The following is a 19,694-nucleotide window of genomic DNA, read 5'->3' on the forward strand; positions in this document are numbered from 1 at the left end:
GGCCTGATGGATGGCCCGGCGGCCTTTGCCGCTGTCGGCGCGGGGCGCGCGCTGCCCCTGGCAGGTGGCCCCGCCGCCTTCTCCCTGATCCGGCTGATCGAGAACGGCGCCGTGCTCGGCATACTGGCCGCGACCGAGGCGCCCGCCGACTGGCTCGCCGCCGTCGATCGGCTGGCCGAGGCACCCGCCCCCTTCGCGGGCCTCGCCGCCACCCCCTGCCGCCCGCTGGTCATGGGCATCGTCAATGTCACCCCCGACAGCTTCTCCGATGGCGGGCTGCATGCCTCGCATGCGGCGGCGATCGCGGCCGGGCATGCCATGCTGGCGGCCGGTGCGGACCTGCTCGACATCGGCGGGGAAAGCACCCGCCCCGGCGCGGACCCCGTCACCGCAGCCGAGGAGTGCCGCCGCATCCTGCCGGTGGTCCGGGCCTTGGCCACCGCCGGCACGCTCAGCATCGACACCCGCAATGCCGCCACCATGGCGCTGGCGCTGGAGGCCGGGGCCGAGATCATCAATGACGTGACCGCGCTGCGGCATGACCCGGAGGCCCGGCGGGTGGTGGCCGAGGCGCGCGCCCCCGTGGTGCTGATGCATATGCCCACCACCGATCCGCGCAGCATGCAGGCGGCCGCCCGCTACGAGGACCCGGCGCTGGAGGTCGCGGAATACCTCGCCGGCCGGATCGCGGCGGCGGAGGCGGCGGGCATCCCCCGCGCCCGCATCGCCATCGACCCCGGCATCGGCTTCGGCAAGACCGCCGCGCATAACCTCGCGATCCTGGACCGGCTGCCGCTGCTGCTGGGGCTCGGCTGCGCCGTGCTGGTGGGCGCCAGCCGCAAGCGCTTCATCGGCACCCTTTCGGGCCAGGACGAGGCCGGGCGGCGTGGCCCCGGCAGCGTGGGCGCGGCGCTGGCGGCGGCGGCAAGGGGGGCCTCCATCCTGCGGGTGCATGATGTGGCGGAGACGGCACAGGCGCTGGCGGTATGGCGGGCCTGCGCGGCCGGAGGCGATCCCGGCCTGGCCTGAACCGCCCTGCCCATGGACGATGGCGCCCCGCACGGCGTAGGACTCCAACCCCAGAAAGGGAGCCGCGTCATGCAGACCACCCGCCGCCTGTTCGGCACCGATGGCATTCGCGGCGTCGCCAATCGCGCGCCCATGGATGCCGCCACCGCCTTGACCCTCGGGCAGGCCGCCGGGCGCTTCTTCAACCGCGGCACCCATCGCCATCGGGTGGTGATCGGCAAGGACACGCGGCTCTCCGGCTACATGCTGGAACCGGCGCTGACGGCTGGGTTCGTGGGCGCGGGGATGGATGTGGTGCTGGTCGGCCCGCTGCCGACGCCGGCGATAGCACTGCTCACCCGGTCGCTGCGGGCGGATCTGGGGGTGATGATCTCCGCCTCCCACAATCCCTTCGAGGACAATGGGATCAAGCTCTTCGGCCCCGATGGGCTGAAGCTGACCGATGAGCAGGAGGCCGGGATCGAGGCGCTGATGGGCTCGGACCTCACCTGCGCGCTGGTGTCCGCCTCCCGCCTCGGCCGGGCGAGCCGGCTGGATGACGCGCCGGGCCGCTATATCGAGGCCGCCAAGGCCTCCTTCCCCAAGCGCCTGAGCCTGGAGAAGATGCGCATCGTGGTCGATTGCGCCCATGGCGCCGCCTACAAGGTCGCCCCCACCGTGCTGTGGGAGCTGGGGGCGGAGGTTGTGGCGGTCGGCACCGCGCCCGATGGCTTCAACATCAACAAGGATTGCGGCAGCACCGCCCCCCGGCGCCTCGCGGAGATGGTGATCGAGCGCCGCGCCGATCTCGGTATCGCGCTGGATGGGGATGCGGACCGGCTGGTGCTGGCCGATGAGAAGGGGCAGATCGTCGATGGCGACCAGATCCTGGCCCTCGTCGGGCAGTCCTGGGCGAAGCAGGGGCGTCTTACCGGCGGCGCCGTGGTCGCGACGGTGATGAGCAACCTTGGGCTGGAACGCTACCTCGCGGCCGAGAACATCGGGCTGAAGCGGACCCGCGTCGGCGATCGCTACGTCAGCGAGCGGATGCGCGAGGACGGCTGCAATGTCGGCGGCGAGCAGTCCGGGCATCTGATCCTCTCCGATTTCGGCACCACCGGGGATGGGCTGGTCGCGGCCCTCCAGGTCCTGGCCGTGCTGGCCGAGGACGGCCGCCCGGCCAGCGAGACCTGCCGCCGGTTCGAGCCGCTGCCGCAGCGCCTGGTGAACGTGCGCCACTCCGGGGGATCGCCGCTCGCCGATCCCGTGGTCAAGGCCGCCATCGCCGCCGCCGAGGAGCGCCTGGGCAGCCGAGGCCGCGTGCTGATCCGCGCCAGCGGCACCGAGCCCGTAATCCGCGTGATGGCCGAGGCCGAGGACGAGGCCATGGTCGAGGCCACCGTCGAGGAACTGGCCGCCACCATCCGCGCCCGCGCCGCGGTGCCCGAGCCCGCCGCGTGAGGGCGCCGCACCGGCTGCGCGGCCGGGTGCTGATCTGCGCCGGATCGGACAGCGGCGGCGGCGCCGGCATCCAGGCCGATATCAAGACCTGCACCGCCCTGGGCGCCTATGCCGCCACCGCCATCACCGCGCTGACGGCGCAGGACACGCATGGCGTGCAGGGGGTGATCGGCGTGCCGCCGGATTTTATCCGCCTGCAGATGCGCATGGTGCTGCGCGACATCGGCGCGGATGCGATCAAGACCGGCATGCTGGCCGATGCCGCCACGATCGAGGCGGTCTGCGACGAGCTGGACACCGATGCCCGCGGCATCCCCGTGGTGGTCGATCCGGTGATGGTCGCCAAGGGCGGGCATCCGCTGCTGGCGGCCGAGGCGGTCGCGACCCTCACCGCCCGGCTGCTGCCCCATGCCGCCGTGCTGACCCCGAACATCCCCGAGGCCGAGGTTCTGGCCGGCATGGCCATCCCCGACCGCGCCGCGATGGCGGTGGCGGCCGGGCGCCTGCTGGCGCTGGGCGTGCCGGCGGTGCTGCTCAAGGGCGGGCATATGGCGGGGCCGGTGGTGGTCGATCTGCTGGCCACGCGGGAGGGCATCGAAAGCTTCGAGAGCGCCCGCATCGACTCGACCAATACCCATGGCACCGGCTGCACCCTCGCCTCGGCGGTGGCGGCTGGGCTGGCCCAGGGGATGCCGCTGCGGGCGGCGGTGATCCGGGCGCGCGCCTATGTGCTGGCGGCGATCGCCGCGGCGCCGGGGTTTGGCGGCGGACATGGGCCGCTCGACCACACGATCACGATGGACCCGGGGAGCCTGTTCTGATGCGCCTGCCCTACTACGTGGTCGATGCCTTCGCGACCCGTGCCTTCGAGGGCAATCCCGCCGCCGTCGTGCCGCTGGCCGAACCGCTGGCCGATGCGGTCATGCAGGCGATGGCGGCCGAGCATAACCTCTCCGAAACCGCCTTCGTGATGCGGGAGGGGGCGGGGTGGCATTTGCGCTGGTTCACCTCGGCGGTCGAGGTCGAGATGTGCGGCCATGCCACCCTCGCCACCGCCTTCGTGCTGGCCGAGATGCTCGGCGAGACCGCTCCCTTCGCCTTCCGCACCCTCTCCGGCGAATTGCGGGTGGCGCGGGAGGACGGGCGCTATGTGCTCGACTTTCCCGCCAACCCGCCGGTCCGCGCGGTGCCGCCGCCCGGCCTTGCGGCGGCCCTCGGCGGCCCCGAGCCGCTGGAGGTCTGGAAGGCGCGGGACTGGCTGGCGCTCTACCCCGATGCCGCCACCGTGCGGGCGCTGCGCCCCGACCATGCCGCCATCGCAGCCCTGCCCGATGGCGGGGTGACGCCGGAGGGCAAGCCCCTGCCCGCCCCCGGCCTCGCCCGGGTGATCGCGACGGCACCGGGAGAGCCCGGCTTCGACACCGCCTCGCGCTATTTCGCGATCAAGGCCGGCACCGCCGAGGACCCGGTCACCGGCACCGCCCATACCCAGCTTGTGCCGTTCTGGGCGGCACGCCTCGGCAAGAGCAGCCTCGTCTGCCGCCAGGTCAGCTCTCGCGGCGGCACGCTGTGGTGCGAGCTGGACGGGCCGCGGCTGCGCATGGCGGGGAGTGCCGTGCTCTATGCCAAGGGTGAGGTCTTGCTGCCCTTCTGAGCCGGGGCTAACCCGCTCGCCATGCCCAAGCCCCTTTCCCGCCCCGCCAATCCCTGCTTCTCCTCCGGCCCCTGCGCCAAGCGGCCGGGCTGGTCGCTGGCCGGGCTGGATACGGCGATGCTCGGCCGCAGCCATCGCGCCGCCCCCGCCCGCGCGCGGCTGGCCGAGGTGATCGAGCGCTCCAAGGCCGTGCTGGGGATGCCGGAGGGCTGGCGGCTCGGGATCGTGCCGGCCTCGGACACCGGGGCGGTCGAGATGGCGCTATGGAGCCTGCTCGGGCCGCGCCCGGTCGATGTCGTGGCCTTCGAATCCTTCGGCGAGACCTGGGCCGCCGATATCCTGAAGCATCTGCGCCTGCCGGCTCGCCGCTTCGCCTGCGCCTATGGCGAACTGCCCGACCTCGCCGCCGTCGATTGGGCGCATGATGTCGTCTTCCCCTGGAACGGCACCACCAGCGGCGTGCGCATCCCGAATGGCGACTGGATCGCACCGGACCGCGAGGGGCTCGCGATCTGCGACGCGACCTCGGCCGCCTTCGCCATGGCGCTGCCCTGGGACCGCTTGGATGTCGTCACCTGGTCCTGGCAGAAGGTTCTGGGCGGCGAGGCGGCGCATGGGATGCTGGCGCTCTCGCCCCGCGCGGTCGAACGGCTGACCACCCACACCCCCGCCTGGCCGCTGCCGAAGATTTTCCGGCTGACCAGCGGGGCCAAGCTGATCGAGGGCATTTTCGCGGGCGACACCATCAACACGCCTTCGATGCTCTGCGTCGAGGATGCGCTGGACGGCTTGCGCTGGGCCGAGGCGGTGGGTGGCGTGCCCGGGCTGGTGGCGCGGTCGGAGGCCAATCTCGCCACCATCGCCGCCTGGATCGCCGCGCCCGGCTCCGGTTTCGGTTTTTTGGCGAGGACGCCCCTGGCCTCGATCTCGCCGACCTCGATCTGCATCGCCCCCACCACCCCGGGGTTCCGGGCGCTGATGCCCGAGGCCCAGGCGGGCGTCATCAAGCGGATGGCGGCGCTACTGGAGGCGGAACACGTCGCCTATGACATCGCCGGCTATCGCGACGCCCCGCCCAGCCTGCGCATCTGGGGCGGCGCCACGGTGGAGACTACGGACATCGCCGCCCTCCTACCCTGGCTGGACTGGGCCCTCACCAAAGCCGCTTAGCGGAGGGTCCAGGGAACTCTCAGTTCCCTGGTGGGAGGGTGCGGGAGGGCGACGCCCTCCTGCCCTTTTCACACCCGCGTCACGCTCCGCCCCACCAGGATCGCCCCCACCCAGCTACGATCCGAGCGCCGCTCGTCGATCGCCTGCATCATCTCCGCCTCCTTCAGCGAATGCGCCTCGGCCGCGATGACCGCGGCCTCGGCATCCTCGCGCGGGATCACCACGACGCCATCCTCATCCGCCGCGATCAGATCGCCCGGCATCACCACGAGCCCGCCGCAGGACACCGGATAGCCGATCTCGCCCGGGCCATCCTTGTAGGGGCCGGCCGGCGTGGCGCCGCGCGCCCATACGCCGAGGTCGAGCTTGGCCAGCCCCGCGACATCGCGGATCGCGCCATCGACGATGATCGCGCCGATGCCCAGGCTCTCGGCGTAGCGGCCCATGATGTCGCCCATGATCGCGGTGCCCATGTCGCCGCCGGCATCGCAGACGATCACATCGCCCGGCTGCGCCAGGTCCAGCGCCTCATGCAGCATCAGGTTGTCGCCGGCCCGCGCACGCACGGTGAAGGCGGGGCCGGCGAAGGTCTTGCGGCCGCCATAGGCGAGGAAGCCGCCGCGCATCGCCTGCATGCGATTGACCACATCGCCGATATTCGCCGCGGGCACCGCCGCCGCGCGCCGCGCGAGCGCCGCATCGACGCGGGTGAAGTTGGATCTGATCCGGAATCCGACGGTCATGGGCTGGCTCCTGCTTAATTGGCGGTGATGTTCGCGCTGCGCACGAAATTGGTCCAAGTGACGATCTCGGACCGGACGTAGGCCGCGAATTCCTCAGGCCCGGCATAGAAGGGCTCGTTGCCGAGGGTATCGAAGCGCGCCAGCAGATCGGGGTCCCGCAACGCCACGCGCAACGCGGTGTCGAGCCGGGCGACGATGGCCGCAGGCGTGCCGGCGGGCGCGAAGACGCCGCTCCAGGTCCCCATCTCGAAGCCGGGCAGCGTCTCGGCCACCGCCGGCACATCGGGCATCGAGGGCCTCCGGCTCGGCGCGCAGGTCGCGAGCAGCCGCACCGTGCCCTGCCGCGCCTGCGGCAGCGCCGAGGTCGAGGTGTCGAACATCATCTGGATCTCGTTGGAGATCAGCGCCGTCGTCGCCGGCGAGGTGCTGCGGAAGGGCACCTGCAACACGTCGATGCCCGCCTGGGCCTTGAACATCTCCCCGGCCAGATGGCTGGAGGTGCCGTTGCCGCCATGGCCATAGGCGAGTGCCCCCGGCCGTGCCTTGGCCAGCGCGATCAACTCGGCGACGTTCTGCGCCGGCACGGCCGGGTTCACCACCAGCACGTTGTAGCCGGTGGAGACGCGGGCGATCGGGGCGAAATCCTTGACCGGATCGTAGCTCAGCCGCGCGCCGTACATCGGCACGTTGACGGCATGGGTGGTGATCGAGGCCATGATGATGGTGTAGCCATCCGGCGCGGCGCGGGCCGCGGCCTCGCTGCCGATGATGCCCGAGGCGCCGGCGCGGTTCTCGATCACCACGGGCTGGCCAAGCTCGGTCTGCAGCCGGGCGCCGATGATCCGGGCCAGCACGTCGGTCGCACCGCCGGGTGCGAAGGGGACGATCATGCGGATCGGCCGGGTCGGCCAGGATTGCGCCGATGCCGGGCGCGCGGCGGCGCCAAGGGCCGCCAGGGTCAGCGCACGCCGAGAGATATGCATGGTGTTGCCTCCTATTCGCGCCAGGGGCGGCGCTGCCACAACGCGCGCAGCTTGCGGTCATCCTCAAGGAAGACGCGCTGCTGCTCCTCCCCGCTCATCACCCGCAGCGGCAGGGACAGCCGCGCCGCCTCCTGCAACCAGGCGGGATCGGCCAGCGCCTCGGCGAAGGCGGTGCGGAAGCGGTCGCGCAAGGCGGCCGGCATGCCGGGCGGGCCGATCACGCCGCGGGTCGAGCCCGCCACCATGTCGATGCCCTGCTCGCGGAAGGTGGGCGCATCCGGCGCCATCTCCAGCCGCTGCTCGCTGGCCTGCCCCAGCAGACGCAGGCTGCCCTGCCGCGCGAGGCCGATGCCCTCGCTGACATTGAAGGAGCCGGCGGCAAGATCGCCCGACAGCACGCCCGAGACGATCGGCGGCGTGCCGGAATAGGGGATATGGCTGAACTCGGTGCCGGTCGCCGCCTGCAAGGCCAGGATCAGCAGATGGTCGTCGGTGCCGATGCCGGCGCTGCCGATGGTGACCTCCCCCGGCCGCCGCTTCGCATCGGCGACCAGATCCCCAAGGCTGCGATAGGGCGAGGCGGCGCGCACGAAGAGCCCACCCGGATCATCGACGACATTGGCGATGAAGGTGAGATCCTGCACCCGGTAACGCACCTGGCGCTCGATCGGCAAGGTGACGAGGTTGGGCGTCTGCGCCACGCCGATGGTGTAGCCATCGGGATCGGCCAAAGCGACGCCCTCGAAGGCGAGCTGGCCGGAGGCGCTGGGCCGGTTGACGATGACCATGGTCGCATTGCCGAGCCTGGGCGCCACGAAGGGGACGAGGGCGCGGGCATAGGTGTCCATGCCGCCGCCGGCCGGGCCCGGGCACAGGATCTGGATGGGCCGTTCGGGCCAGGCGGCGCGCGCGATGCGCGGGGCCGCCATGGTCGAAGCCAGCCCAAGCAGGGCCAGGGTTCGGCGTTGCAGCATGGGTATCCTCCATCGCGCCCGATCTTTTGCAGGCGTCATCGCGATGCTCTCACTGGATCGATCCAATTGGCAAGAGGCGAGCAGCACTTGCGCTTCTCGTTGTCCTCCGCCCGGCTAGTGCCTAGATCGATCCAACGACCTCTCGGAGTCTGGATGACCGCCGCCGCCCCGACCACGCTGACCGATGTCGCCCGCCACGCCGGCGTGTCGCGGGCCACCGTCTCGCTGGTGCTGCGCGGCAGCCCGCTGGTCGCGGCGGGGACGCAGCTTCGGGTGCGGGAGGCGGTGGCGGCGGTCGGCTATGTCTACAATCGCGGGGCCGCGACCATGCGCGGCACCGGCACCAAGACCGTGGGGTTGCTCGTCACCGAGATCGACAACCCCTTCTTCGCCGAACTCACCGCCGGCGCCAGCGCGGCACTGGATATCGCCGGCTACATCCCCTTCCTCGCCACCACCGAGGAATCGGCGGCGCGGCAGGATCGCGCGGTGCAGCGGCTGCGCGAGCACCATGTCGATGGGCTGATCCTCTGCCCCTCGATGGAGACGCGCCCGGCCTGGATCGCCGGGCTGGCCGAGCGCGGCGTGCGGCTGGTGCAGGTGATGCGCTTCGTGAAGGACAGCATCGGCGATTTCGCGGGGCCGGCGAATGAGGCGGGGATGGAGGCGCTGACCGAGCATCTGATCCGCCTCGGCCATCGCCGCATCGCCTTCGCCGGGGCGGCGGTGATGCATTCGGGGCTGCGCCAGCGGGTGGCGGGGGTGCGCGCGGCGCTGCGCCGCCATGGGCTGCCCGCGCCGCTGGTCCTGCGCACGCCGGCGACCCGCGCGGGCGGGGCGGAGGCCGCCGTCCGGCTTTGCGCGATGCCCGAGCGGCCGAGTGCCCTGATGTGCTGCAACGACGTGGTGGCCTTCGGCGCGATGCAGGCGCTGCGTGAGCGCGGCCTCGGGATCGGCCGGGATATCGCGGTGACCGGCGTGGGCGATGTGCCGGAGGCCGCCGCCTGCCTGCCCGGGCTGACCACGCTGGCCACCAACCCGCGCGGTATCGGGCGGGAGGCGGTGCGGCTGCTGCTGCGCCGCATCGCCGATCCCAAGGCCGCGCCGGAGCATGTCGCCCTGCCGGTGCGGCTGGTGGTGCGCGGCTCCACCGGCGGGGGCAACCGTTCAGGAGAGCTGTGATGGCCAGTGACGGATGGCAGGACTCCGCCTCGGCCTGGATCGAGGAGCAAGGCGCGCTTGGCCGAGACCCCAGGGCGGTTGACGTGAGCGCAGGCGCAGGCAAGCCGCTAGCCGCCCCGCACGCCGCCATCCTGCCGCCTGATCTCGGCCGCCGCGGCGCCGGCGGCGATGGAGGCCTCCGGCAGGCGCGGCAGGCTGCCGAGGCGCTGCAAGGTGCCCGCCCCGCCGGCATCGAAGCCCGGGCGGCTCAACGCCGCCTCCGCCCGCGCCGTGCTGCCGGCATCGATCTGGCGCGCTGCCTCACGCAAGGCGACCATCACCGCGTCGGGCGATACGAAGCTCGCGATCCCCAGCGTCCGCCGCGCCGCATCCCGCGCGAGATCCAGCCGCATCTGGGCGATCGGGTCGGTCTGCCGGCCACGCGCCGGGTCGTTGCGGAAGGCATCGGCCAGGAACTCGATCTGCACGATCGCCCGCGCCCCGGCCGCGGGATCGCCCCGCGTCGCCGAGAGGTCCCCGAATTGCGCGGGGGCGTTCAGGGCGGCGCCGCGGAACGGATCGCCGACCCCGCCGAGGTACGATGCGGCCGGGTCCGGCGCGCATCCGGCCAGGGCCAGCAACGAGAGAAGCAGGGTGCGAAGCATGGGGGGATACTGTCACGGCGGCCCTGCGGCGTCCCGTCACGACCGCGCGCGTGGCGGCGCCTACTTGCCCCGCCCCGCCCCCCCTGCCACACACGCCCCGAAAATGACCAGCCCCCTATGACCAGCCCCCTATGACCAGCGACGACATGCCCCATCGCGCCTTGCTGCCCGCTGGCCTCGCCGACCTCTTGCCGCCCGACGCGGCGCGGGAGGCGGCGCTGGTCGAGGCGATGCTCGCCGTCTTCGCCGCGCATGGGTATGAGCGCGTCAAACCGCCCCTGCTGGAATTCGAGGATTCGCTGCTGGCCGGCAGCGGCGCCGCCGTCGCCGAGCAGACCTTCCGGCTGATGGACCCGGTCAGCCAGCGCATGATGGGCCTGCGCGCCGACACCACGCCGCAGGTCGCCCGCATCGCCGCGACGCGCCTCGCCAACGTCGCCCGCCCGCTGCGGCTGTCCTATGCCGGCCAGGTGCTGCGGGTGCGGGGCACGCCCATCGCCTCCGAACGGCAAATGCCGCAGGCGGGGATCGAGCTCATCGGCGCCGCCACCGCCATGGCCGATGCCGAGGTGGCACTGCTCGGCGTCGAGGCGCTGGCCGCCGTGGGCGTGACCGATGTCGCCCTCGATGTGCTGATGCCGACCATGACGCCCGCGCTGCTGGACGCCGCCCGCGTGGTCCCACCCCTGCGGCAAAAACTCGCCCGCGCGCTAGACCGCAAGGATGCCGCCGACGTCGCCGCCTTGGCCGCCGAGGCCGGTGCCCCCGCCCTGACCGCCCTGCTCGCCGCCGCCGGCCCCGCCGATGGCGCGCTGGCCGCCTTGAACGCCGCCGACCTGCCCCCCGCCGCCCGCGCCATCGCCGACAATGCCGCCGCCGTGATCGCCGCCATCCGCGCCCGCGCGCCGGGCTTGCGCATCACGTTGGACCCGGTGGAATTCCGCGGCTTCACCTACCACACCGGCGTCGCCTTCACCCTCTATGGCCCAGGCGGGGAGCTGGCGCGCGGCGGCCGCTACCTCTCGGGTGAGGAGCCCGCGACCGGGCTCACCCTCTACCCCGATGCGGTGCTGCGCATGGCCGCCCCCGCCGCCCCCGCGCCGCGCCTCTTCCTCGCCCCCGGCCAGGATGGCGCCGCCCATCGCGCCGCCGGCTTCGTCACCGTCGCCGCCCTCTCCGCCGCCGACACGCCGCGCAGCCTGCGCTGCACCCACATCCTGCACGGGCAGACGCCCGCGCCGATCGAGGATTAGCCCATGTCGAACGTCGCCATCATCGGCGCCCAATGGGGCGACGAGGGCAAGGGGAAGGTCGTGGACTGGCTCGCCAGCCGCGCCGACATCGTCGTGCGCTTCCAGGGCGGCCACAACGCCGGCCACACGCTGGTCGTCGGCAACCAGACCTACAAGCTCTCGCTCCTCCCCTCCGGCGTCGTGCGCGGAAAGCTCGGCATCATCGGCAATGGCGTGGTGCTGGACCCCGACGCCCTGCTGGCCGAGATCGCCCGCGTCCAGGCCCAGGGCCTGCACGTCGGCCCCGACAACCTGCGCATCGCCGAGAACGTCCCCCTGATCCTGCCCCTGCACCCGGCGCTGGACCGCGCCCGTGAGGCCGCCCGGGGCGAGGACAAGATCGGCACCACCGGCCGCGGCATCGGCCCTGCCTATGAGGACAAGGTCGGCCGCCGCGCCATCCGCCTCTGCGACCTGGCCGAGCCACAGACGCTGTCCAACAAGCTCGACGAACTGCTGCTGCACCACAACTCGCTGCTCTCCGGCCTCGGCGCGCCCACCTTCGAGAAGCAGCCCCTCCTCGACGCGCTGCTGGCCCTCGCCCCCAAGCTGCTCCCCTTCTCCGAAGCGGTGTGGGAGCGGCTGGACGCCGCCCGCGCGGACGGCAAGCGCGTGCTGTTCGAGGGCGCGCAGGCGGTGATGCTGGATGTGGACCACGGCACCTACCCCTACGTCACCAGCAGCAACACCATCGCCGGCAATGCCGCCGCCGGGGCCGGGATCGCGCCGCATCTGATCGGCCGCGTGCTCGGCATCGCCAAGGCCTATACGACCCGCGTCGGCAGCGGCCCCTTCCCCACCGAACTGACCGACGCCATCGGCCAGGGCCTGGGCGAGCGCGGCCATGAGTTCGGCACCGTCACCGGCCGCCCGCGCCGCTGCGGCTGGTTCGACGCGGTGATGGTGCGCCAGGCGGTGAAGGTCGGCGGCATCCAGGGCCTGGCGCTGACCAAGCTCGACGTGCTGGACGGCATGCCGGAACTGAAGATCTGCACCGGCTACGACGTCAACGGCACCCTCATGAAACGCCTGCCCGCCGCCATGGGCGCCCAGGCCTGCGCCAAGCCGGTGTACGAGACACTCGAAGGCTGGTCCGGCACCACCCGCGGCGCCCGCACTTGGGTGGAGCTTCCCGCCGCCGCGATCAAATACGTGAAGCGCATCGAAGAACTGGTCGAGGCCCCGGTGGCGCTGCTCTCCACCAGCCCGGAACGGGATGACACGATTTTGGTGCAGGACCCGTTTGCGGGGTGAGGTTTGCGAGAGGGCGTTGCCCCCTCGCGCTCCCCTACCAGGAAACTGAGTTTCCTGGACCTTCCAGAGTTGGAGTAATTTTTGGGAGGAAAACGCGCGGAAGCCCTGGGGTGAGAGCACGGTGATCGAACCATTGCTGACGCCCCATGGCGCCCCGTTTTTTCCCACCCGCCGAGGTCCGATCCTGGCCTATATTGAACAGTCTGCTTTCGCCATCCGGCTCGAATGACGCCGAGCATACTGGCAGCCGTAGGCGTTGACGTCTGCCAATTGGAGGTCAACTTTCGTGCCAGACCTGTGCATTGGAAATCTCGTCGTGCCTGGGACCCATAGGAGGAGATGATGGTCGCAGAGGGTTCACTGGGTCCAGCCGCCAAAGTCGTATTTGGCCCGATGCTGAACTTCCTAACTTTCGCCTACTCAACTTGGCGATTGAATGATAAGGAAAAATTTGCGCTACGCGCTTCTGTCTATAAGGAACAGTTTTTCCCTGCTTTTGAAAAACTTGCGGAGATACACCAAGATTATATGAAATCTCTCCACGAATTCTATGAGATAGCCAAAAAATTCCAAACGCCACAACATGAGCTAATAGCCAAGTTTCGCAGATACGGAATAGAATATGCCTCCTGGCGGGAAGATGTTAAGTGTTTTACCGAAGTATGCGGCGTTTTATCCAAGAACACAGCGTTCAAAAATGAGAAAGATGCCATCACGGAATTCTCTAATTCCATTCGCGACTATTTTGCAGCAACGTCTCCGGACGGGTCACGCCTTGCCTCTTCCTGGTTTTCCTCTTTTCTGAATGAATTTCAAATGCATGCCCGCGAGGGGCGAAGTCCTTGGGACGCTGAATACGAAGGCATGGGTTATCACAAGCCCAAGGATGCATTGATGGACTACTTACGCAAGGTCTATCAAATTGAACTACCCCAACGATGGGCGCGAGTTACCAAGGCAAAAGCGACTCTACAGGGCGTGTTGGTTGTGCCCTCCCCCTAGATGTTTGGTCCCGGCATTTCGTGGTGCGGATTTGCCGTGAACCGGTGAGGTTCTGCGGCCCATGAATGGCAGATGAATTCGTAGGGCGTGGCCCTTCAGAGTCTTGAGCCGCCGGGCGCAGCCGTGGAGAACCTGACCCATAGCGCATCCCTCCATACCGGGGAGAAGACTGCACCATCAAAGCCTGGGACTGAACATTTTTCTAGGGGCCCCAGTCAGATCCTCCCAAAGACGGTCCGCAGAAAAGGGCGACGGCGCAGAGCAAGACCGCCGATCATGCAATCTCAAAAGTCGAGAATGCAATCGCAAAACGAGGAAGGAACTGCTCGATCGAATCAAAAAAATCTGTCATATTGCGTTCATTGAGCATTCGAAAGATGGTTGAGACGCAATCTATGGAAGATTTTTCCAACGCCCAGGTGGGGGCCGAGTTCGAACGTTGGTGTGCGCAGATCCCGGATGATCCCTACAGAGGCCAGACCACGCTAGGCATCATAGACGTCCTGCGGGCCCATTTTCTGATCGCCGACTTCTTCGAAGGTGAGGGGGCGGGTATCAGTGCGGCCGGGCCCATGAATCTGGATCTGCTCCACTCCGCGATGTATCGTCAATTCGGTGAGTTCGAGAAGAGATCGCGGTTCGAGGTGTGCGCCACCCTTTTCTACGGCATCATCAAAAACCACTGCTTTTACGATGCAAATAAGCGAACCGCTCTTCTTTCTCTCCTCTATCACATGGAGCGTGTGGGCTACTGCCCGACTGTATCACAGCAGCAGATTGAGAACTTTGCCGTAGAGGTCGCTAACGACGAGCTACCAAAGAGGTACGCAAGATATGGCGAGGTCAAGAAGAAAAGTGCCTACGATCCCAATGTCGCATTCATTGCTGATTACCTAAGCCGCAACAGCCGAAAGGTTGAAAACGACAACCATGTTATCACCTACCGGCAACTTGAAAAAATCCTGTTTAGGCATGGGTTTCGAATGGAGAACCCCTCCGCGAATACCATCGATATAATTCGCTACGAAGAGCGTCGCTTTCTCGGCTTCGCCCGTAAGGCTGAACGCACGCGCATCGGGATGATCGGCTTTCCCGGAATGTCAATCCAGGTCAGCAGGGGCGATATTAAGAAAGTTAGAATTATGACGAAGTTGGATTACAAGAACAACGTCGATTCCGCTGCATTCTACGGAAAACTTGACCCTATTAGCACACTCATCACGACCTACCAACAGCCCCTTCGCCGCCTTGCAAATCGTTAAATATTTCTTATATTTTTAGATTGCATGATGATGCCCGAATTGGCGTATTTGGCACGTAGGGAGCGGTTTACCGGGTCAGTTGTTGATGCGGCCAGATGCCACCACCACTCCTAGACGCAGCATCGCAGCCGCCGCAAAGGTCGATATAGGATTTTCAACCCATTTTCCTACCCCCCATGCTACCTTCCACCCCATGCCCTCCTCCCCCCACTTCCCCCCGCCCCGCCCCTGGTCCCCCCTCTCCGATCTGGAATGGCACGCCCTCTACCCCTACCTCCGCCACCGCTCCCCCGCCGGCCGGCAGGTCGGCGATCTCCGCCGCCGCATGGATGCGATCTTCCACCTCGCCGCCACGGCCGCCCCGTGGCGGGAGGTGCCTGCGCGCTACGGCAAACCCGACACCATCGCCCGCTATTTCCGCCGCCTGACCCGCTCCGGCCTCTGGCAGAAATTGCTTGGGGATCTGACCACCCTCGCCCCCACCCACCCCCTGCGCCAGATCGAGCTTTCCATCTGCCGCGCCTGCCGCCGCGCCTATCGGATCGTGGGTTTCCGCCTGGTGCTCTTCGTCCGCCGCCTCGGCCTGCACTCGGCCTTGAACGGCCCGCCCTGGATGCTGCCCGATCCCGATTTGTCCGAAACCCTGTTCCGCATGGCCCTGCCTGCCATCGCGGCCCGCGATATCCCGCGCATCGGCCTGATCCGCCGCATCCTCCGCACCACCGGGGGGCGGCGGCACATCCCCCGCTGGCTCCGCCTGACCTGGTCGTGACCCGCCGCTTGCCACCCCTTTGTGCAGCCTTTGCCCAGCCCCATGGCAGACCCGGCCTGCCCCCCATGCATAGGGTCCCCTTTTGCCTTTTCCGCGGGCAACCACCCCGGCAGTCTCTGTGGCGATGCCCGACGCCCCCCACCCCAGACACGACATCGCCGCTTTGGTCGCGGCCTGTCCGGGCGTGGCCTTCGAGCGGGACCCGGCACTGGTCCGCCAGAAATCGCGGGACTTCTTCTGGTTCAGCCCGATCCTCAACCGCGCCTTCCGCCACAAGACCGCCGAGATCCTGGCCCAGCCGAGGACGGAGGCCGAGGTCATCGCCATCGCCGCCGCCTGCGCCCGCCTGCGCATCCCCCTCACCGTCCGCGGCGCCGGCACCGGCACCTATGGCCAGGGCGTGCCGGAGCAAGGCGGCGTGCTGCTGGACATGGCGGGCCTGTCCCGCGTGCTCTGGGCCCGGCCCGAGGCCATCCGCGCCCAGGCCGGCGCCCGCATGCTGGCGCTGGAGGATGCCGCCCTTTCCATCGGCCACGAGCTTCGCATGCACCCCTCGACCAAGCGCATGGCCACCATCGGCGGCTTCTTCTGCGGCGGCTCGGGCGGCATCGGCTCCAACCTCTGGGGCGGGCTGCGCGAGCCCGGCAACATGCTCGGCGCCCGGGTCGTGACGCTGGAGGAAACCCCGCGCGTGCTGGAGCTGCGCGGCCAGGACTGCAACCTCGTCAACCGCACCTATGGCAGCACCGGCATCGTGGTCGAGGTCGAGATGCCGCTCACCCCAACCCGCCCCTGGCGCGATGCGGTGCTGGCCTTCTCAAGCTTCCTCGCCGCCCTGGACTGCGCCCAGGCGCTGGCGACCGGCCCGATCCCCGCCAAGCTGGTGAGCCTGCTGGAGGCCACCGCCGCCATCGGCCTCCCCCCCGTGCTCGGTGCCACGGTGGCCCCGCCGGGCGCGCATCTGGTCCTGGCCATGGTGCCCGCCTCGGCCGAACCCGCGCTCACCGCTTTGGCCCGGGCCCATGGCGGCCGCGTCACCCTCTCAGCCGACAGCCGCGCGCGGGAAACGGCGCCGGAGGCGACCCCGATCTACGAAGCCTCCTGGGGCCACACCACCCTCCACGCCCGCAAGCTGGACCGCGCCCTGACCTATCTGCAAACGCTGAACCCGCCCGGCCGGGTGGTGGCGGCGGCCGAATGGTCCTGGCGGCACTTCGGCGGCCACGAGATGCCCATCCACCTCGAATTCATCCGCTACGAGGGCGCGCCTGCCGCCAATGGCGCACATCTGCTCCGCCTCCCGGCCGAGGACGCCGCCGCCCGCGCGCGCCTGGCCCAGATCATCGCGGCGCACGAGGCGGCGGGGATTCCCGTCGCGAACCCTCACGTCGCGACCGTCGAGGATGGCAGCCGCCACAAGCGGGTGCCTGGCGACCAGCTCGGCTTCAAGGCCCTGGTCGATCCGCATGGGCTGCTGAACCCCGGCAAGATGCCCTCCTACCGCCCCACAACCCCATGACCTCCCGGAGACATTGCATGTCCTTGCTGATTTCCCGCCGCGCCGCCCTGGGGGCCACCGCCGGCCTGCTGGCGGCACCGCGCCTCGCCCGTGCCGCCGGCGCCCCGGTCCGCTTCACGCTGGATTGGCTGTTCCACGGCTCCTACGCCTTCGCCGCCTCCGCCGAGCGCAACGGCATCTTCGAGGCCGCCGGCCTGGACGTGACCCTGAACCGCGGCTTCGGCTCCGGCCGCGTGCCGATCGACATCGCCGCCGGCACCTATGACATGGGCATCGGCGACCTGACCCCGGCGATCCGCTTCATGGCCGAGAACCCGGACCGCGACGTGGTCTGCGTCGGCATCCTCTACGACCAGTCGCCGGCCTGCTGCACCGTCCGCGCCGACGGCCCGATCACCGAGCCCAAGATGCTCGCCGGCAAGACCCTGGCCGCCCCGGAATTCGACGGCGGCCGCCAGATCTTCCCGATCTTCGCCCAGCAGGTCGGCATCGACGCCGCCAGCATCAACTGGATGAGCGTCAGCCCCGAGCTGCGCGAGCCCATGCTGGTGCAGCGCCGGGCCGACGGCATCACCGGCTTCATCACCTCGACCGGGCTGTCGTTGAAGGGGTTGGGAATGGATTGGCCGGCGCAGCGGATCTTCCGCTACAAGAACTACGGGATGGATTATTACGGCTCCGGCCTGCTCACCACCCGCAAGTTCATCGCCGAGAAGCCCGAGGTCGTCCGCGCCACGGTCGGTGCGATGATGAAGGCAGCCCTCTGGGCCTACCACCACCCGACCGAGGCGATCGGCTTCCTCAAGCAGCGCGAATCCCTGACCGACGTCGCCATCGAGACGGAGCGCCAGCAGGTGACCTTCGCCGAGATGATGATCAGCGACACCGTCCGCGCCAATGGCCTGTCGGTGATGAACAACGCGCGCCTGTCCAAGCAGATCGACGGCATCGTCTCGGTCTTCAACCTGCCGCGCAAGCCGACGGTGGACCAGGTCTATACCGACGCCTTCCTGCCGCCGCTGGCCGACCGCCAGGTCTGAGGCGCGTGATGGGGGGGCGAGGCAGCCCCCCTTTGACCTTGGGGCGCGGAATGGGATCATGCCCGCATGGCCATCCCACCGCCCTTCCTGCCCGGCGATCATCTGCCCCCGCTCAGCCTGCCGGATGCGGCGGGGCAGGCGTTCGATCTGTTCCAGCAATCCATCGCGGGGCAGCACCGTCTGCTGCTGCTGCGGCCGGATGCGGCGCCGGTCGCGGCCACGCTGCCACCCGGCGTGCTGGCCTATGCCATCCACCCCACCGCCCCGGATGGGCGGACGGATGTCCCGGGCCCGCCCCGGCTGTTCGACCCTGATCGCCGCCTGCTGACCGCACTCGCGCTGCCGGGCGGCGGTATTGCCACCATCACCCCGCGAGGACGCCTCGGCTGGTGCGGCAGCGGCGATGGCGCTCTGGCGGGGGCACTGGCCAGCCTGGCGCCCGACTCCGCCGCGGGGCGGAGCTTCGCGCCGGTGCTGCTGATCCCGGGCGTGCTGGAGCCCGCCCTGTGCGCGGCGCTGATCCGCCATTGGGAACAGGGCGAGAAATCCCGCGACCGCGTCGCCTCCTCGGCCGGGGGGGCGGGGGCCGGCATGGTGCCGGGGATCAAGCGGCGGGCTGATGTGATGCTGGACGACAGCGCGCTCTACGCCCTGTTCCAGCAGCGGATCGAGCGGCGGGTGCTGCCGGAGATGTGGCGCGCCTTCCGCTTCCGGGCGGCACGGTTCGAGGCGCCGCGCATCGGCTGCTACGCCGCCGAGAACGCCGGCGCCTTCGGCGCGCATCGCGACAACCGCACGCCCTATACCGCCCATCGCCGCTTCGCGATGAGCCTGAACCTGAATACCGGCGCCTATGCGGGCGGGGCGCTGCGCTTCCCCGAATTCGGCCCTGAGGCCTATGAGCCCGAGGCCGGGGGCTGCGCCATCTTCTGCTGCGACCTGCTGCATGAGGCGCTGCCGGTCACGCGCGGCGCCCGCATGGCCGTCTTCACCTTCTTCACCGATGCCGAGGGGGCGGCGGCGGAACAACGGCTGATCGCCGCGGCCGAGGCGCGCGGCGAGGCCGGGGTGAAGATGCGTTAGCCGCCGCTTCGCTCGATCAGTTCGATCCGCACCCCATCCGGCGCCTCGATGAAGGCGATCCTGACGCCGGGCCGGGCCTGCCGTGGCTCCATCGAAAACCGCACGCCGCGCGACTTCAGGTCAGCCGCCGCCGCATCCATATCCGCCACCGTCAGGCCGATGTGCTCCAGCCCGAGCGAAGGGGCCGCCGGTGACGGGGCTGCCCCGGCCGGGGCCTGTTCGACGAAGATCACGAGATCGCCGAGGCCGAGGACGATTCGCAGCCCGCCATTGATCTCCGACCGCCCGGTTTCCGTGGCGCCCAGCGCCTCGATGTAGAAGCGCGCGGTCGCGAGCGGCTCGGGGCTGCGGAAATGCAAATGGTCGTGGGAATAGGCGATCATGGTGGCGGCACCTCGTGTCCGGTGTGGTCGAAACGGCGGGTCAGCCGATGGTGCCGGGACGACGCCTGAGCAAATAGCGGTGCCGCCCGTCCAACACCTGAACGCCTGCCTGATTGTGCACCGTACTCCGCAGCCCCACGACCCCCGTGCTGCGGTTAGAGCGGGATGCGTTGGGGCTGAATCGAATTTTCTTCCCGACGCGGAGGGTGATCTGATTCAAGGTTCTGGCTGGGTAGGAGGCCAGCGTCGATGGGAGCACCCTATTCCC

Annotated in this window: 19 protein-coding genes and 2 pseudogenes; 14 read left to right on the forward strand and 7 right to left on the reverse strand. The window is 69.5% G+C overall.

Annotation, left to right across the window (positions count from 1 at the left end):
• Positions 1 to 6 precede the first annotated feature (6 nt).
• The 5 genes from folP to C8P66_RS14225 all read left to right on the forward strand — a co-directional run bounded on the left by folP (position 7) and on the right by C8P66_RS14225 (position 5,293).
• Positions 7 to 1,029 carry a dihydropteroate synthase gene (gene folP, locus C8P66_RS14205; RefSeq protein WP_111398927.1) on the forward strand — a complete coding sequence of 341 codons (1,023 nt, stop codon included), beginning with the start codon at positions 7 to 9 and terminating at the stop codon, positions 1,027 to 1,029.
• Between the two features lie 69 nt (positions 1,030 to 1,098).
• On the forward strand, positions 1,099 to 2,469 hold the full coding sequence (gene glmM / locus C8P66_RS14210; RefSeq protein WP_111398928.1) for a phosphoglucosamine mutase: 1,371 nt from the start codon (positions 1,099 to 1,101) through the stop codon (positions 2,467 to 2,469).
• A 14-nt stretch (positions 2,470 to 2,483) separates the two neighbouring features.
• Positions 2,484 to 3,290, forward strand: coding sequence for a bifunctional hydroxymethylpyrimidine kinase/phosphomethylpyrimidine kinase (thiD, locus tag C8P66_RS14215; RefSeq protein WP_111398957.1), 807 nt, complete (start codon positions 2,484 to 2,486; stop codon positions 3,288 to 3,290).
• Entirely contained in the window at positions 3,290 to 4,123 is an 834-nt protein-coding gene (locus C8P66_RS14220; RefSeq protein WP_111398929.1) for a PhzF family phenazine biosynthesis protein, read from the forward strand. Before thiD ends, C8P66_RS14220 begins: the two co-directional genes overlap by 1 nt.
• A gap of 21 nt (positions 4,124 to 4,144) precedes the next feature.
• Positions 4,145 to 5,293, forward strand: a complete 1,149-nt coding sequence (locus tag C8P66_RS14225; protein WP_111398930.1) for a phosphoserine transaminase — start codon at positions 4,145 to 4,147, stop codon at positions 5,291 to 5,293.
• Between the two features lie 68 nt (positions 5,294 to 5,361).
• On the opposite strand, the gene C8P66_RS14230 is transcribed toward C8P66_RS14225, so the two are convergent.
• Genes C8P66_RS14230 through C8P66_RS14240 form a run of 3 tightly spaced genes read right to left on the reverse strand, consistent with a single transcriptional unit; the run spans position 5,362 to position 7,993 of the window.
• Positions 5,362 to 6,036 (reverse strand): RraA family protein, encoded by a 675-nt coding sequence (locus tag C8P66_RS14230; RefSeq protein WP_111398931.1) that lies wholly within the window; start codon positions 6,034 to 6,036, stop codon positions 5,362 to 5,364.
• 14 nt (positions 6,037 to 6,050) lie between these two features.
• On the reverse strand, positions 6,051 to 7,019 hold the full coding sequence (locus tag C8P66_RS14235; RefSeq protein ID WP_245903531.1) for a Bug family tripartite tricarboxylate transporter substrate binding protein: 969 nt from the start codon (positions 7,017 to 7,019) through the stop codon (positions 6,051 to 6,053).
• Between the two features lie 11 nt (positions 7,020 to 7,030).
• A complete protein-coding gene (locus C8P66_RS14240) occupies positions 7,031 to 7,993 on the reverse strand; it encodes a Bug family tripartite tricarboxylate transporter substrate binding protein (RefSeq protein WP_158537250.1) in 963 nt (320 codons plus the stop codon).
• Between the two features lie 153 nt (positions 7,994 to 8,146).
• On the opposite strand from C8P66_RS14240, the gene C8P66_RS14245 reads away from it, so the two are divergent.
• Positions 8,147 to 9,175 carry a LacI family DNA-binding transcriptional regulator gene (locus C8P66_RS14245; protein ID WP_111398933.1) on the forward strand — a complete coding sequence of 343 codons (1,029 nt, stop codon included), beginning with the start codon at positions 8,147 to 8,149 and terminating at the stop codon, positions 9,173 to 9,175.
• A 107-nt stretch (positions 9,176 to 9,282) separates the two neighbouring features.
• Here C8P66_RS14245 and C8P66_RS14250 read toward each other — a convergent pair whose 3' ends face one another.
• On the reverse strand, positions 9,283 to 9,819 hold the full coding sequence (locus C8P66_RS14250; protein ID WP_111398934.1) for a hypothetical protein: 537 nt from the start codon (positions 9,817 to 9,819) through the stop codon (positions 9,283 to 9,285).
• Positions 9,820 to 9,950: 131 nt separating this feature from the next.
• On the opposite strand from C8P66_RS14250, the gene C8P66_RS14255 reads away from it, so the two are divergent.
• The 3 genes from C8P66_RS14255 (at position 9,951) to C8P66_RS23555 (ending at position 13,367) form a co-directional block, all read left to right on the forward strand.
• Positions 9,951 to 11,072, forward strand: coding sequence for an ATP phosphoribosyltransferase regulatory subunit (locus tag C8P66_RS14255; RefSeq protein WP_111398935.1), 1,122 nt, complete (start codon positions 9,951 to 9,953; stop codon positions 11,070 to 11,072).
• Between the two features lie 3 nt (positions 11,073 to 11,075).
• Entirely contained in the window at positions 11,076 to 12,365 is a 1,290-nt protein-coding gene (locus C8P66_RS14260; protein ID WP_111398936.1) for an adenylosuccinate synthase, read from the forward strand.
• Between the two features lie 339 nt (positions 12,366 to 12,704).
• Complete coding sequence (locus C8P66_RS23555) at positions 12,705 to 13,367, forward strand: hypothetical protein (protein WP_146422866.1); 663 nt, start codon at positions 12,705 to 12,707, stop codon at positions 13,365 to 13,367.
• On the opposite strand, the pseudogene C8P66_RS14265 reads toward C8P66_RS23555, so the two are convergent.
• Positions 13,364 to 13,484: pseudogene (locus C8P66_RS14265) on the reverse strand (IS481 family transposase); the annotation flags it as partial. The gene C8P66_RS23555 and the pseudogene C8P66_RS14265 sit on opposite strands and share 4 nt — an antisense overlap.
• Before the next feature lie 260 nt (positions 13,485 to 13,744).
• Here C8P66_RS14265 and C8P66_RS14270 point away from each other — a divergent pair.
• The 5 genes from C8P66_RS14270 to C8P66_RS14290 all read left to right on the forward strand — a co-directional run bounded on the left by C8P66_RS14270 (position 13,745) and on the right by C8P66_RS14290 (position 19,043).
• Complete coding sequence (locus tag C8P66_RS14270; RefSeq protein WP_111398937.1) at positions 13,745 to 14,629, forward strand: type II toxin-antitoxin system death-on-curing family toxin; 885 nt, start codon at positions 13,745 to 13,747, stop codon at positions 14,627 to 14,629.
• A gap of 193 nt (positions 14,630 to 14,822) precedes the next feature.
• Complete coding sequence (locus tag C8P66_RS14275; RefSeq protein ID WP_111398938.1) at positions 14,823 to 15,401, forward strand: transposase; 579 nt, start codon at positions 14,823 to 14,825, stop codon at positions 15,399 to 15,401.
• Between the two features lie 124 nt (positions 15,402 to 15,525).
• Positions 15,526 to 16,920, forward strand: coding sequence for an FAD-binding oxidoreductase (locus C8P66_RS14280; RefSeq protein WP_111398939.1), 1,395 nt, complete (start codon positions 15,526 to 15,528; stop codon positions 16,918 to 16,920).
• Between the two features lie 17 nt (positions 16,921 to 16,937).
• On the forward strand, positions 16,938 to 17,960 hold the full coding sequence (locus C8P66_RS14285; protein ID WP_158537251.1) for an ABC transporter substrate-binding protein: 1,023 nt from the start codon (positions 16,938 to 16,940) through the stop codon (positions 17,958 to 17,960).
• A gap of 66 nt (positions 17,961 to 18,026) precedes the next feature.
• On the forward strand, positions 18,027 to 19,043 hold the full coding sequence (locus C8P66_RS14290) for a 2OG-Fe(II) oxygenase (RefSeq protein WP_111398941.1): 1,017 nt from the start codon (positions 18,027 to 18,029) through the stop codon (positions 19,041 to 19,043).
• Here the strand turns inward: C8P66_RS14290 and C8P66_RS14295 are convergent.
• Positions 19,040 to 19,426: a VOC family protein gene (locus C8P66_RS14295; protein WP_111398942.1), complete on the reverse strand. Its 387-nt coding sequence runs from the start codon at positions 19,424 to 19,426 to the stop codon at positions 19,040 to 19,042. The genes C8P66_RS14290 and C8P66_RS14295 overlap by 4 nt on opposite strands.
• Positions 19,427 to 19,466: 40 nt before the next feature.
• Positions 19,467 to 19,694 (reverse strand): annotated as a pseudogene (locus C8P66_RS24120) (hypothetical protein); the annotation flags it as partial.

This window comes from Humitalea rosea (assembly GCF_003253705.1).
In the GTDB taxonomy this organism is placed as follows: Bacteria; Pseudomonadota; Alphaproteobacteria; order Acetobacterales; family Acetobacteraceae; genus Humitalea; species Humitalea rosea.

Coding starts and splice junctions, on each gene's coding strand:
- glmM (WP_111398928.1), top strand. CDS start 1,099: ATGCAGACCACCCGCCGCCTGTTCGGCACCGATGGCATTCGCGGCGTC.
- C8P66_RS14225 (WP_111398930.1), top strand. CDS start 4,145: ATGCCCAAGCCCCTTTCCCGCCCCGCCAATCCCTGCTTCTCCTCCGGC.
- C8P66_RS14260 (WP_111398936.1), top strand. CDS start 11,076: ATGTCGAACGTCGCCATCATCGGCGCCCAATGGGGCGACGAGGGCAAG.
- C8P66_RS14230 (WP_111398931.1), bottom strand. CDS start 6,036: ATGACCGTCGGATTCCGGATCAGATCCAACTTCACCCGCGTCGATGCG.
- C8P66_RS14275 (WP_111398938.1), top strand. CDS start 14,823: ATGCCCTCCTCCCCCCACTTCCCCCCGCCCCGCCCCTGGTCCCCCCTC.
- C8P66_RS14285 (WP_158537251.1), top strand. CDS start 16,938: ATGTCCTTGCTGATTTCCCGCCGCGCCGCCCTGGGGGCCACCGCCGGC.
- C8P66_RS14245 (WP_111398933.1), top strand. CDS start 8,147: ATGACCGCCGCCGCCCCGACCACGCTGACCGATGTCGCCCGCCACGCC.
- C8P66_RS14255 (WP_111398935.1), top strand. CDS start 9,951: ATGACCAGCGACGACATGCCCCATCGCGCCTTGCTGCCCGCTGGCCTC.
- C8P66_RS23555 (WP_146422866.1), top strand. CDS start 12,705: ATGATGGTCGCAGAGGGTTCACTGGGTCCAGCCGCCAAAGTCGTATTT.
- C8P66_RS14240 (WP_158537250.1), bottom strand. CDS start 7,993: ATGCTGCAACGCCGAACCCTGGCCCTGCTTGGGCTGGCTTCGACCATG.
- C8P66_RS14295 (WP_111398942.1), bottom strand. CDS start 19,426: ATGATCGCCTATTCCCACGACCATTTGCATTTCCGCAGCCCCGAGCCG.
- C8P66_RS14220 (WP_111398929.1), top strand. CDS start 3,290: ATGCGCCTGCCCTACTACGTGGTCGATGCCTTCGCGACCCGTGCCTTC.
- C8P66_RS14270 (WP_111398937.1), top strand. CDS start 13,745: ATGGTTGAGACGCAATCTATGGAAGATTTTTCCAACGCCCAGGTGGGG.
- folP (WP_111398927.1), top strand. CDS start 7: ATGGATGGCCCGGCGGCCTTTGCCGCTGTCGGCGCGGGGCGCGCGCTG.
- C8P66_RS14250 (WP_111398934.1), bottom strand. CDS start 9,819: ATGCTTCGCACCCTGCTTCTCTCGTTGCTGGCCCTGGCCGGATGCGCG.
- C8P66_RS14280 (WP_111398939.1), top strand. CDS start 15,526: ATGCCCGACGCCCCCCACCCCAGACACGACATCGCCGCTTTGGTCGCG.
- C8P66_RS14290 (WP_111398941.1), top strand. CDS start 18,027: ATGGCCATCCCACCGCCCTTCCTGCCCGGCGATCATCTGCCCCCGCTC.
- C8P66_RS14235 (WP_245903531.1), bottom strand. CDS start 7,019: ATGCATATCTCTCGGCGTGCGCTGACCCTGGCGGCCCTTGGCGCCGCC.